The 13,461-nt window shown below is 46.2% G+C and carries 7 protein-coding genes and 1 pseudogene; 5 read left to right on the forward strand and 3 right to left on the reverse strand.

What is annotated here, in order from left to right; translation table 11 throughout:
• Positions 1-14 precede the first annotated feature (14 nt).
• From TW89_RS11010 to rfbD, 3 genes and pseudogenes are all read right to left on the reverse strand, one after another.
• Positions 15-2,312, reverse strand: a complete 2,298-nt coding sequence (locus TW89_RS11010; protein WP_128581454.1) for an NACHT domain-containing protein — start codon at positions 2,310-2,312, stop codon at positions 15-17.
• 24 nt (positions 2,313-2,336) lie between these two features.
• Positions 2,337-5,187: pseudogene (gene uvrA / locus TW89_RS11015) on the reverse strand (excinuclease ABC subunit UvrA).
• Between the two features lie 150 nt (positions 5,188-5,337).
• Positions 5,338-6,201, reverse strand: coding sequence for a dTDP-4-dehydrorhamnose reductase (gene rfbD / locus TW89_RS11020; RefSeq protein WP_128581455.1), 864 nt, complete (start codon positions 6,199-6,201; stop codon positions 5,338-5,340).
• A 441-nt stretch (positions 6,202-6,642) separates the two neighbouring features.
• Between rfbD and TW89_RS11025 the strand changes: the two genes are divergently transcribed.
• From TW89_RS11025 to dld, 5 genes are all read left to right on the forward strand, one after another.
• On the forward strand, positions 6,643-6,870 hold the full coding sequence (locus TW89_RS11025) for a hypothetical protein (RefSeq protein ID WP_128581456.1): 228 nt from the start codon (positions 6,643-6,645) through the stop codon (positions 6,868-6,870).
• Positions 6,836-8,062: a calcium-binding protein gene (locus TW89_RS11030; RefSeq protein WP_283114725.1), complete on the forward strand. Its 1,227-nt coding sequence runs from the start codon at positions 6,836-6,838 to the stop codon at positions 8,060-8,062. Before TW89_RS11025 ends, TW89_RS11030 begins: the two co-directional genes overlap by 35 nt.
• Positions 8,063-8,225: 163 nt before the next feature.
• Entirely contained in the window at positions 8,226-9,089 is an 864-nt protein-coding gene (locus tag TW89_RS11035; RefSeq protein WP_128581457.1) for a phosphoribosylaminoimidazolesuccinocarboxamide synthase, read from the forward strand.
• Between the two features lie 233 nt (positions 9,090-9,322).
• A complete protein-coding gene (gene pnp / locus TW89_RS11045) occupies positions 9,323-11,446 on the forward strand; it encodes a polyribonucleotide nucleotidyltransferase (RefSeq protein WP_107697060.1) in 2,124 nt (707 codons plus the stop codon).
• A 165-nt stretch (positions 11,447-11,611) separates the two neighbouring features.
• A complete protein-coding gene (dld, locus tag TW89_RS11050; protein WP_128581458.1) occupies positions 11,612-13,303 on the forward strand; it encodes a D-lactate dehydrogenase in 1,692 nt (563 codons plus the stop codon).
• The last annotated feature ends 158 nt before the right edge of the window (positions 13,304-13,461 follow it).

The following is a 13,461-nucleotide window of genomic DNA, read 5'->3' on the forward strand; positions in this document are numbered from 1 at the left end:
CAGTTTACGACTTGCTAACCACGAGTTTTATCTCTTGTCTTTCGTTTTCTTTCCATTTTGCTCTGAAATTCTAAAACATCCAACCAAATAGGGTCTTTACTAAGAGATAATTGATCTTTTATGGCCCTCATTCTCTCAGTGTAATAGCGATTGGGGTTATATATGTTTTTTGAACTATCTTTACTTTTGGTAATATATCCTTCCTGTACTAGATATTTCAAGATTGAATCGATTAACTCTTTATCAAAATCTGCTTGATAGCCACCTTTGTAAAGAGAATCTTCCTGCCTTCCGCCGCCTGATTGGAAAAATATTTTCTGAATAATTGAAAGGAGTAATTTTTGGGATGTAGGTAAGTTGCTGTCTTTAATTCGGGATGAATTAGATGTATTTTGTTTATTTTCGATTGAAGACTTCACAAGCCATTTAGGTAAAGAATGCTCTGCAGCAAAACCTGTTACCATATCAATCATACACTCATCAAATATCACATGCGCAGAATCATCAATTAAGCAATTTTCAAAAGTCAATTTATCAAAAATACATTGGTAAAATTTAATGTTTTTGAATAGAGTGTTTCCCAAAGAGAAAAGAGGAGATTGAGCATATTTAAGTTGGAGGCCTGATAAATCAATTGGATTCAATTTTAATAAACTTAATGCAGATAATATCTCTATAATTGCCTGTGAATTACCGTTGTCAGGCATTCTAAAAACTAATGAAAGGGCATCATCTAATAAGTCATATAATTGTATCCATGATGCTAAGACTGAAATGCCAAACTCATCTAATCTTTGTTTCCAAGTTTCTTGTAGTATACTTTCATTTTTATATGAAATATCGTTGAATATATTCTCAGCGAATAATAGCTGCAAAACATATTTATCCACAAATTGCCTATCTGGTGACTCAGGTTCAATTCTTCCAATCATACACAGTCTGCTAAGCATTAATTGCCCTGCTTCATCAGGAGAAGTTCCTGTTGCTTTTTCATAACATTCATTAAAATCTTTAGGTGTCAATCTACCAAGATTAAAATCACTAAATCTAGTAATCTTAGCCAATTCAATAAGTACATTTCTAACTGATTTTGAATTGATGGAACTATGAATTCTTGCTTCACGCTCACAAACTGCATCTAGGAATTGCCCCCAAAAAGACAATTCTCCATTCTCATTTTCTAATATTTTAATTCTTTCATCATTAGGTATTAATGAAATAATATTAAAAATTAAAGGTTTTTTAGGAAGCCAGATAGGACATTTTGTGGTCACGCCTAACTTGCTTAGATATAAAGAGGTTTGGGCATCATTAAATTCTTCTGCACATTTAATGAGTCTTAATCCTATATCTTTAACAGATAATCCTAGGCAATCCAGCATTTCTTCGTGGCTATTGAAATAATGAGGTCTGCCAGTTACTAAAACCCCTCCTTTATTTAAACTAATTAATTCTCTAACTCCTTGTAATGCTTTTTTGCGGATAGATAAACGCTTTTCAGGGCTATTGCCGAATGTTTGAGAGCCTACTTCGTCAAAACCATCTAAAACCAAAATAAACTTTCCTGATTCCAGTAATGATAAAATTCTTTCTAGTTTTACCTCAAACCCGACTCTCTTTAAATGACCAACAATAATTTCCTCTGCTGTTCCTGCGCCCCAGTGTTCGCGGAGGTTAATTGATAGTATAAATTTATTTGAATATTTTTCATTTTGGGTAATATGTGCAAATATTTCTTTTGTACATCTACTTTTCCCCGTGCCGTATTCACCAAGTAAGATAATCTTATTGTTTTGTGATAAAGTTTCACACAAATCTTCTATTGAGAAAGTTTTTTTTCCATTTTCACTAAGATAAGTTGCAGGGATATATTCTTGTGTGTCAGATTCCCCTGTTGATGGATTAATTGCACTACCAAAAACCTTATTACTCCGTAGTGTGATATATTTTTCAAAATCAATTACCTGATTTACAAATTGCTCATATGAAAGTAATTGAATATGGGCACCATTTGCAGTAGTCTCCATATCAGTTGTTGGCTCTTTGTGTATCACAAGAATACATTGTGCCATTTGCCCTTTCAGAAACAGATTCGTTCGTGCAGTAGATAATCTATTAATATCGCCACGAATTTTGTCTAAGGTAAAATTTCTAGTTATTTCAATTAGTATGAGCTGGTTTTGAGGGAGATGGATTACCGCATCAAAATTAATACCTTCTATATTTTCTTTCTTAGCAGGAGCTCCATATAAAATTGAAGAAAATGTAAGGACATCATTTTCCAGTTTTTTCCAATCTTTTTCTTGCTTCATATTACTTACCTTTTTATCCAAACGTTAGTCTAAAACCACCTTCAAATACTTCCCAGTATAACTTCCCTTAACCTTAGCAACAATCTCAGGGCTGCCTTCCGCAATAATCCTCCCCCCGCCATCACCCCCTTCCGGCCCCAAGTCCACAATCCAATCCGCAGTTTTAATCACATCCAGATTATGCTCGATAATCACTATCGAGTTGCCTTTGCCTTTCAGACGACCTATGACTTCCAGCAGCAGGGCGATGTCGGCGAAATGCAGGCCGGTGGTGGGTTCGTCGAGGATATAGAGCGTTCTGCCGGTGTCGCGTTTGGAGAGTTCCAAGGCGAGTTTGACGCGTTGGGCTTCACCGCCGGAGAGGGTGGTGGCGGACTGGCCGAGGCGGATATAGCCGAGGCCTACGTCCATGAGGGTTTGCAGTTTGCGCGATACGGTGGGGACGGCGTCGAAAAAATCGCGGGCTTCTTCGACGGTCATGTCGAGGACTTGGCTGATGTTTTTGCCTTTGTATTGGATTTCGAGCGTTTCGCGATTGTAGCGTTTGCCATGGCAGACTTCACAGGGGACGTACACGTCGGGCAGGAAGTGCATTTCGACTTTAATCACGCCGTCGCCTTGGCAGGCTTCGCAGCGGCCGCCTTTGACGTTGAAGGAGAATCGGCCGACGTTGTAGCCGCGTTCGCGCGAGAGGGGTACGCCGGCGAAGAGTTCGCGGATGGGGGTGAACAGGCCGGTGTAGGTGGCGGGGTTGGAGCGCGGGGTGCGGCCGATGGGGGATTGATCGACGTTGATGACTTTGTCGAGGTGTTCGAGGCCGTGAATGTCGTCGTATGGGGCGGGTTCTTCTTGGGCGCGGTTGAGTTCGCGGGCGGTGATTTTGGCGAGGGTGTCGTTAATCAGGGTGGATTTGCCGCTGCCGGATACGCCGGTGATGCAGGTAATCAAACCGAGCGGCAATTCGAGGGTAACGTTTTTGAGGTTGTTGCCGCGCGCGCCTTTGAGGACGAGCATCCGCTCGGGATTGATGGGGGTGCGTTCAGACGGCACGGCAATGGATTTTTTGCCGCTGAGGTATTGTCCGGTAACGGAGTTTTCGCATTGGGCTACGTTTTCGGGTGTGTCGGCAATCAATACGTTGCCGCCGTGTTCGCCCGCGCCGGGGCCCATATCGACGACGAAATCGGCTTCGCGGATGGCGTCTTCGTCGTGTTCGACCACAATCACGCTGTTGCCCAAATCGCGCAGGCGTTTGAGGGTGGCGAGCAGGCGGTCGTTGTCGCGCTGGTGTAGGCCGATGGAGGGTTCGTCCAAAACGTACATCACGCCGGTCAGGCCGCTGCCGATTTGGCTGGCAAGGCGGATGCGTTGGGCTTCGCCGCCGGAGAGGGTTTCGGCGGAGCGGGAGAGATTCAGGTAATCCAGCCCGACGTTAATCAGGAAGCCGAGCCGCTCGGTGATTTCTTTGAGGATTTTTTCGGCGATTTGTTTTTTGTTGCCGTCCAAATCCAGCGTTTCAAAGAATTGGTGGGTTTTGGTGAGCGGCCAGGCTGAAACTTCGTGCAAAGGTTCGCCGCTGACGTAAACGTAGCGGGCTTCTTTGCGCAAACGTGCACCGCCGCAGCTCGGGCAGGCGCGGTGGTTTTGGTATTCGCGCAGTTTTTCGCGCACGGTTTCGCTGTCGGTTTCGCGGTAGCGGCGTTCGAGATTGGGAATGATGCCTTCAAAGGCATGACTGCGGTTGAAGGTAGTGCCACGTTCGGATAGGTAGGTGAAGTCGATGACTTCTTTGCCCGAGCCGTGCAGCACGACTTTTTTGACTTTTTCAGGTAGCGTTTCCCAAGCAGCCTGCACATCGAAACCATAATGCCGCGCCAGCGATTGAATCATTTGGAAATAGAATTGGTTGCGCTTATCCCAGCCATCAATTGCACCTGCGGCTAAGGATAATTCAGGATGGGCGACCACTTTTTCGGGATCGAAGAAGTTGGTATTGCCCAAGCCGTCGCAAGTTGGGCAGGAGCCCATCGGGTTGTTGAAGGAAAACAGGCGCGGCTCTAATTCGGGCAGGCTGTATGAACATACGGGGCAGGCAAAACGCGCGGAGAACCAATGTTCTTCGCCGCTTTCCATTTCCATGGCCAGCGCGCGCTCGTTGCCGTGGCGCAGCGCGGTTTCAAAACTTTCCGCCAGCCGCTGTTTGATGTCAGCTTTTACTTTAACGCGGTCGATAACGACGTCGATATTGTGTTTGATGTTTTTTTCCAGCTTCGGTACTTCGTCAAGCTGATAGACTTCGCCGTCCACGCGTACACGCGCAAAGCCCTGCGCCTGTAAGTCGGCAAAGAAGTCGACAAACTCGCCCTTACGCTCGCGCACTGCCGGCGCAAGAATCATCACGCGCGTGTCTTCCGGCAGCTTCAACACGGCATCGACCATCTGAGATACGGTTTGGCTCGACAGCGGTAGGTTGTGTTCGGGGCAGTAGGGTGTGCCGACACGTGCGTACAAAAGACGTAGGTAGTCGTGGATTTCCGTTACTGTACCGACAGTGGAGCGCGGATTGTGGCTGGTGGATTTTTGCTCGATAGAAATTGCGGGCGACAGGCCTTCAATTAAGTCAACATCGGGTTTGTCCATCATCTGCAAAAACTGGCGCGCATAGGCAGAAAGGCTTTCAACATAACGGCGTTGGCCCTTCGGCATACAAAGTATCAAACGCCAGCGACGATTTGCCGCTGCCTGACAATCCTGTTACCACTACCAGCTTGTGGCGCGGAATGTCCAAATCGACATTTTTCAAATTATGTGTACGCGCGCCGCGGATGCGGATGGTGTCATTATCGTGTGAATGTTTAGGATGATGGTTGCACATGGTGTCAGGCCGTCTGAAAAATAAAATAAACGGCTATTGTAGCACTTTTCAAATGACAGACTGGATAGATAAAGCATTTGATATAAAAGAAACAAAGAGGCCGTCTGAAAATATGTTTTCAGACGGCCTTGATATAGATGGATCAGCTTATCAGTCGATTGTGCGGAGAATTTCGCGCAGGGCTTTTTGCCAGTCGGACGGTTTGATACCAAACTCGGTCTCTAGGCGTGAGCAATCCATAATGCTGTATGCCGGACGCGGAGCGGGCAGGGGGTATTGATCGGTGGTAATCGCGTTCAGTTCCGGAATGCGGAAGCTGTTGTCTAATTGGTGGGCCGTCTGAAAGATGGCTTTGGTAAATTCGTACCATGTTGCCGATTTATTGCCACAGTAATGGAAGATGCCGCGTGGGGAAGTAGGCTGTTGCAATAAACTGATGATGGCATGAGCCAAGTCGCCTGCATAAGTTGGGCAACCAGTTTGGTCATGAACGATGGAGAGAGAATCACGTTCTTTGGCAAGGCGCAACATGGTTTTGACGAAATTGCTGCCGTATTCGCTAAACAGCCATGAAGTACGGACGATTGTACTTTCCGGATGTGCGGCTAAAGCCAAAAGCTCGCCTGCTACTTTGGATTGACCGTAAGTGCTGCGCGGATTGGTGTAGTCGGTTTCGCGGTAAGGGCGTTTGCCTTCACCGTCGAATACATAATCAGTGGAAATATGGATAAAGCGGGCATGTGCGGCGCGGGCGGCTGCGGCCAGGTTGTGAACAGCGCTTGCGTTGACGGCAAAAGCAGCCTCTGCGTTTTCTTCTGCTTTATCGACGGCAGTGTAAGCCGCGGCATTAACGATGGCATCGGGTTGGAAGTTTTTGATCATATGATGCACGGCTTCGGTATCGGTAATGTCCAGCGAAGTAGAGTCGGTAGCAATCAGTTCCCAATCTTCGGGCAGGCGGTCGCGCAGACAACGGGCAAGCTGACCTTTGGCTCCGGTCAATAAAGTACGCATGGTTGAGTATCTCCTCTGATAGCTGTTAAATAGGTATTCGTGTCATTATAGTGTAAATACGACAAATTCACATTATTGGCGTAGAACAAAATGCAGAGGCGGCTGTATTTGGGTAAATTGTCAATATTATCTATCCATAATAATAACCACTTATTGACATTATGTTTGTTTACTATAACTAGAGTTAAAATTCAGCTTTTAACAAGATAGATAAAGGATCTATGCTGTTTGAGAGAGTGTGAATCAATGTTAATGTTTTTATTGTTGCTAGGATAATGGAATTTAAAAATAGGCGAAACTCTGTCCTTTTATCGGCAAATTCTACCGTTTGATATTTTTGAGTAAATATTTTGCAAAATATTACTAAAATAATAATTGGGCAAGGGCGGATTTGCTCGTTCCGTCAACCCAATATTTTATTAACTTTTGGGAGTAATTATTATGGCATACTGTTACGGGGGGTATTATACTAGACCCCTGGTTAGTTCTTACTGCGCTCCTGCGCCTAAGGCTTCCTACTCTTCTTACTACTGCGCTCCTGCAGCAAAATCTTCTGTTTCTATCGGCAGCATCGCTAGCATTGCCAGCGTCGGCGTGTCAGTAGTTAACGCGGTAACCGGTCTGGTTTCTGCTATTGCGGCTTTCTGCCCACCGGCAAAAAACGCCTAACTACAAATGTGTTCCGGTTTGCCCACCTTACAACTGCGATCCAATCAAACCGATCCCATGTCCAAAACCACAACCTAAACCTCAGCCTAAACCTCAACCAAAACCTGAGCCTAAACCTGAGCCACAACCAGAACCGCAACCAGAACCAAAACCACAACCAAAACCTGAGCCTAAGCCAGAGCCAAAACCTGAGCCTAAGCCAGAGCCAAAACCTCAGCCGAAACCTGAGCCAGACTGCAAAGACTGTGTTGACGACCATAACCAAAACAACTCATACGGTCACGAAGACAAAAACCCAGGTAATGTCATCCGAGCTGAAGATTGCAAAGACGGCAACGTTATCCGCGGTACTGATGCTAAAGATACCATTTATGGTACTGCTTGCGAAGACATCATCTACGGTGGCAACGGCACAGACGTAATCTACGCCGGTGCTGGTAACGACACCATTTACGGTGATGCCGACGGTGACTCTCTGTACGGTGAAGACGGTAAAGACTACCTGCAAGGCGGTGCCGGTAACGACTACCTGAACGGTGGTTCCGGCGCGGACATCATGCGCGGTGGCGACGGTAACGACGTTTACTTCGTTGACAATGCCAACGACCAAGTTATCGAGTACGGTAATGCACACGCCGGTATCGATACTGTCCGTACCGTTATCGACTACACCTTGACCGATCACGTTGAAAACCTGATTTTGCAAGGTATGCAAAACCTGAACGGTACCGGTAACTCTTTGAACAACAACATCGAAGGTAACGGCGGCAACAATCATCTGTACGGTTTGGCCGGTGACGACTGTCTGGTTGGCAAAGATGGTAACGACTACCTCGACGGTGGTGTCGGCAACGACATCCTGATCGGCGGTACCGGTAACGACACTTACTTCTTCGACAAAGGTTACGGTCACGACACTATCCGTGAAGAAAGCGGTAATGACACCCTGTTGTTCGGTAAAGGCGTTGCAGCTTCTGACGTATTGCTGAGCAAATCTGGTGCCAACCTGACTGTTTCTGTCGGTACTAACGACAGCATCACCATCGACGACTGGTTCACCGGTAACGATCACAAAGTTGAAAACTTCAAGTTTGCTGACGGTAGCACTTACCAAGTAACCGGCCACGGCGACTACTACTCTCTGTCTGCTGTGAACCAAATCCAAGATCAGACTCAGGCTCCTGCCATCTGATAGGATGATGGTTTTTAGGGTTTGTCCCTAAAATCAAAGTCTAAGGCCGTCTGAAACCGAGCTATAAGGTTTCAGATGGCCTTTATTTTGTAAACAATCTGACGAAAGATGCCAAATTGGGCTAAAATACCAAATTCTTCTGTTTACCAAAGAGATATCCGAAATGTCTGAAATCAGCTTGAAAAAAATCTACTCCGGCAAAGTCCGCGATTTGTACGAAATTGACGATAAACGTATGTTGATGGTTGCTTCCGACCGTCTGTCTGCATTCGATGTGATTTTAGATGATCCGATTCCGGGTAAAGGAGAGATTCTGACGCAGATTTCCAATTTTTGGTTTAAAAAACTGGCTCATATCATGCCTAACCATTTTACTGGCCAAACGGTTTACGATGTTTTGCCTGAAAACGAAGCCAAAGCTTTGGAGAAACGCGCCGTCGTGGCTAAAAAACTCACTCCGGTGAAAGTGGAGGCTATTGTGCGCGGTTATCTGGCGGGCAGCGGTTGGAAAGATTATCAAAAGACAGGCTCTGTTTGCGGTATTCAACTGCCTGAAGGTATGCAGGAAGCGCAACAACTGCCTGAAGTGATCTTTACGCCATCGACCAAAGCTGCAGTTGGCGATCATGATGAAAACATCAGCTTTAAAGAATGCGAACGCATTATCGGAAAAGAATTGGCGGCGGAAGTGCGCGTCAAAGCAATTCAGCTTTATACAGAAGCGGCCGAATATGCGAAATCCCGCGGTATTATTATTTGCGATACCAAGTTTGAATTTGGTTTGGATGAAGAAGGTACACTGACTTTGATGGATGAAGTATTGACGCCAGACTCCAGCCGTTTTTGGCCTGCGGACCAATACAAAGTCGGCACCAATCCGCCATCTTTTGACAAACAATTTGTCCGCGACTGGCTGGAGCAAAGCGGTTGGAATAAAAAAGCGCCTGCGCCTAAAGTGCCTGCCGATGTGATTCAAAAAACAGTCGAAAAATATCAAGAAGCATTGACTTTGCTGACTCAGGATTGATTTTTAAGTTTGAAGGCCGTCTGAAAGAGATATGTTTCAGACGGCCTTTTTATTGTATAAATACTGGATTTTAAGGATAGTTGCCTTTATAATCGAGAGTTGTTTTCAGCGCCTTAAAGGCCGTCTGAAAGCTTATTTATAACCTGCCGCACGGTCTGAAACCCTAACTATGCACATTCGGATTTTAGTGTGCATTATTAGTGTTTTAGCAGTGCGGTATTTTGAAAGGAACAATGATGTTCAATAAACACGTTAAGACCTTCCAATACGGTAATCAAACCGTTACTTTGGAAACCGGCGAAATCGCTCGCCAAGCCGCTGCTGCCGTTAAAGTATCCATGGGCGACACCGTTGTTTTGGTTGCCGTTACCACCAACAAAGAAGTGAAAGAAGGCCAAGACTTCTTCCCTCTGACTGTCGATTACCTCGAGCGTACTTACGCAGCAGGTAAAATCCCCGGCGGTTTCTTCAAACGCGAAGGCAAACAAAGCGAAAAAGAAATCCTGACCAGCCGTTTGATCGACCGTCCGATCCGTCCTTTGTTCCCTGAAGGTTTCTACCACGACATCCAAATCGTAGCGATGGTGGTGTCTGTTGATCCTGAAATTGATTCTGATATTCCTGCAATGTTGGGTGCATCTGCCGCGCTAGTGTTGAGCGGCGTACCGTTTGCCGGTCCGATTGGCGCGGCACGCGTGGGTTATGTAAACGGTGTGTACGTTTTGAACCCGACTAAAGCCGAATTGGCTAAATCACAATTGGACTTGGTTGTTGCCGGTACTTCTAAAGCCGTGTTGATGGTGGAATCCGAAGCCGACATCTTGTCTGAAGAAGTGATGTTGGGTGCGGTTGTTTACGGTCACGATCAAATGCAAGTGGCCATTAACGCCATCAATGAGTTTGCCGACGAAGTCAACCCGGAAGTTTGGGATTGGAAAGCACCTGAAACCAATGAAGAATTGGTTGCAAAAGTACGCGAAATTGCCGGCGAAACCATTAAAGAAGCGTTCAAAATCCGTCAAAAACAAGCGCGTTCTGCCAAATTGGACGAAGCTTGGAATGCTGTAAAAGAAGCGTTGATTACCGAAGAAACCGACACTTTGGCTGCTAACGAAATCAAAGGCATTTTCAAACACTTGGAAGCCGACGTTGTCCGCAGCCAAATTTTGGACGGCCAACCACGTATCGACGGTCGCGACACCCGCACTGTTCGTCCGCTGAACATTCAAACCGGTGTATTGCCGCGCACTCACGGTTCTGCATTGTTTACCCGTGGCGAAACCCAAGCTTTGGCCGTTGCAACTTTGGGTACTTCACGCGACGAACAAATCATTGATGCACTTTCCGGCGAATACACCGACCGCTTCATGCTGCACTACAACTTCCCACCATACTCTACCGGTGAAGTGGGTCGCGTAGGTGCGCCAAAACGTCGTGAAATCGGTCACGGCCGCTTGGCTAAACGTGCGTTGTTGGCCGTATTGCCAGAACCTGAAGATTTCAGCTACACCATGCGCGTGGTTTCTGAAATTACCGAATCCAACGGTTCTTCCTCTATGGCTTCCGTCTGCGGTGGCTGTTTGAGCCTGTTGTCTGCCGGTGTGCCTTTGAAAGCACACGTTGCCGGTATCGCCATGGGTCTGATTTTGGACAACAACAAATTTGCCGTTCTGACCGACATCTTGGGCGACGAAGACCACTTGGGCGATATGGACTTTAAAGTAGCTGGTACAACAGAAGGTGTGACCGCGCTGCAAATGGACATCAAAATCCAAGGTATTACCAAAGAAATCATGCAAATTGCTTTGGCTCAAGCCAAAGAAGCACGTTTGCACATTTTGGATCAGATGAAAGCCGCTGTTGCAGGCCCGCAAGAACTGTCTGCACACGCCCCACGCTTGTTCACCATGAAAATCAACCAAGACAAAATCCGTGATGTGATTGGTAAAGGTGGCGAAACTATTCGTTCGATTACTGCTGAAACCGGTACTGAAATCAACATCGCTGAAGACGGTACCATCACAATCGCTGCGACTACTCAAGAAGCAGGCGATGCAGCGAAAAAACGCATCGAAGAAATCACTGCTGAAGTGGAAGTGGGCAAAGTGTACGAAGGTACTGTGGTTAAAATCCTCGACAACAACGTTGGCGCGATTGTCAGCGTGATGCCGGGCAAAGACGGTTTGGTACACATCAGCCAAATCGCCCACGAGCGCGTACGCAATGTCAGCGACTACCTGCAAGTAGGTCAGGTTGTGAACGTGAAAGCATTGGAAGTAGACGATCGCGGCCGCGTACGCCTGTCTATCAAAGCTTTGCTGGAAGCACCTGCTCGCGAAGAGAAAGCAGCCGAATAATCGATTATTCAGGCTTAAAACAAAAGGCCGTCTGAAATTTTCAGACGGCCTTTTGTTTATTTTAAAAGATGAGTTTAAAAAACGGGTTTCGCCTTTACTTTGATTGAATGGATTACTACAATGCTTGCAATCTAATAAATATATTAATCTCTCAAGGAGTATGCAATGAATGCTACACAATTAATCAGCCGGCTGACGCAAACTGTCGGTGAAAAATACATCATCACAGACCCGGCAAAAACCGAACAATACCGTCAAGGCTACCGTTTTGGCGAAGGCAAGGCGCTGGCAGTTGTCCGTCCGGGTACGGTGTTAGAAATGTGGCAAATTTTGCAGGCATGTGTTGAGGCTGATGTCATTGTGATTACGCAGGCCGCCAATACCGGTCTGACCGGTGGCTCGACTCCTGATGGTAATGATTACGACCGAGATATCGTGATTGTGAATACCATGCGTTTGAACATCATTCAGCCGATTAACAATAACGAACAAGTTGTCTGCCTGCCTGGTTCTACCCTGAATCAATTGGAGCTGCTGCTGAAACCTTTAGGCCGTGAGCCGCACTCCGTAATCGGCTCATCCTGTATCGGCGCATCTGTATTGGGTGGCGTATGCAATAACTCCGGTGGTGCACTGGTACAGCGTGGCCCTGCTTATACGGAAATGGCCCTGTTTGCGCAAATCAACGATGAGGGCAAACTGGAGCTGGTCAACCATCTAGGCATTGATTTGGGTGAAACCCCTGAAGAAATTTTGACCAACTTGCAAGGTTTCCATTATCAACGAAAAGACATTACGCAAGATGCCGGCAAAGGACATGACCATGCATACTGCGATCATGTCCGCCAAGTGAATGAACCGACTGCCGCCCGTTTTAATGCCGACCCTGCGCGCCACTACGAAGCATCAGGTTGCGCGGGCAAGCTGATGGTGTTTGCCGTACGCTTGGATACGTTCCCACAAGAAAAACAGACTGCCGTTTTCTATATCGGTACAAATGATATTAATGAGCTGACCGATATCCGTCGTGCTGCTTTGAGTGAGTTTAAAAACCTGCCTATTTCCGGTGAGTATATCCATCGTCATGCTTTTGATATTGCTGCCGTTTATGGTAAAGATACATTCTATGTGATTAAGAAATTCGGTACGCACCAATTGCCGAAATTGTTTGATTTTAAAGCGCGTGTCGATAGATTCGGTAAAAAAGTCAGCTTCTTGCCTAAGCATTTTTCCGATAAATTCATGCAGCTGGTCAGCAAAATTCTGCCAGATCATTTGCCTAAATCTATGCGCAATTATCGCGACAAATACGAACACCATCTGATCTTGAAAATGGGTGGCGAAGGCGTAGAAGAAGCGCGTGCTTTCTTGAAGGAATATTTTGCAACTCATGGTGGCGCATTCTTCGAATGTAATGCTGAAGAAACGCAGGCAGCTATGCTGCATCGCTTTGCTGTGGCTTCTGCCGCGATCCGTTACCGTTCTGTACATGATGATGAAGTAGAGGATTTGGTTGCACTCGATATCGCCTTGCGTCGTGATGATCGTGATTGGTTTGAAACACTGCCGCCGGAAATCGACAATAAAATCATCCATAAATTGTATTACGGACATTTTATGTGTCATGTGTTCCATCAGGACTACATCATTAAAAAAGGCAACGACTGTATGGCTTTGGAACATGAAATGCTCCATCTGCTTGACCAACGCGGTGCGCAATATCCTGCCGAGCATAATGTCGGTCATCTGTATGAAGCCAAGCCTGCATTGAAACAGTTCTATAAAAAACTCGACCCGACCAACAGCTTCAACCCCGGTATCGGTAAAACCAGTAAGAAGAAAAACTGGGCTGAATAAAGCATAGTAAAAAACAAAGGCCGTCTGAACATTTCAGACGGCCTGAGACCTTTGCAAAATAGCCCTTTCCTCAACAGCCGAAGCCCAAAACAGGATTTCGGCTGTTTTCGTTTCAAATATCCACCGATTCTACTCAAATATCCCCTTAATCTCCCTTG

The sequence above is a fragment of the Neisseria flavescens genome, assembly GCF_001618065.1.
In the GTDB taxonomy this organism is placed as follows: domain Bacteria; phylum Pseudomonadota; class Gammaproteobacteria; order Burkholderiales; family Neisseriaceae; genus Neisseria; species Neisseria flavescens_A.

What these genes read in the sequence shown, in the direction of transcription:
- TW89_RS11025 (WP_128581456.1), top strand. Translation starts at nt 6,643, where the DNA reads ATGGCATACTGTTACGGGGGGTATTATACTAGACCCCTGGTTAGTTCT.
- rfbD (WP_128581455.1), bottom strand. Translation starts at nt 6,201, where the DNA reads ATGCGTACTTTATTGACCGGAGCCAAAGGTCAGCTTGCCCGTTGTCTG.
- dld (WP_128581458.1), top strand. Translation starts at nt 11,612, where the DNA reads ATGAATGCTACACAATTAATCAGCCGGCTGACGCAAACTGTCGGTGAA.
- TW89_RS11010 (WP_128581454.1), bottom strand. Translation starts at nt 2,312, where the DNA reads ATGAAGCAAGAAAAAGATTGGAAAAAACTGGAAAATGATGTCCTTACA.
- TW89_RS11035 (WP_128581457.1), top strand. Translation starts at nt 8,226, where the DNA reads ATGTCTGAAATCAGCTTGAAAAAAATCTACTCCGGCAAAGTCCGCGAT.
- pnp (WP_107697060.1), top strand. Translation starts at nt 9,323, where the DNA reads ATGATGTTCAATAAACACGTTAAGACCTTCCAATACGGTAATCAAACC.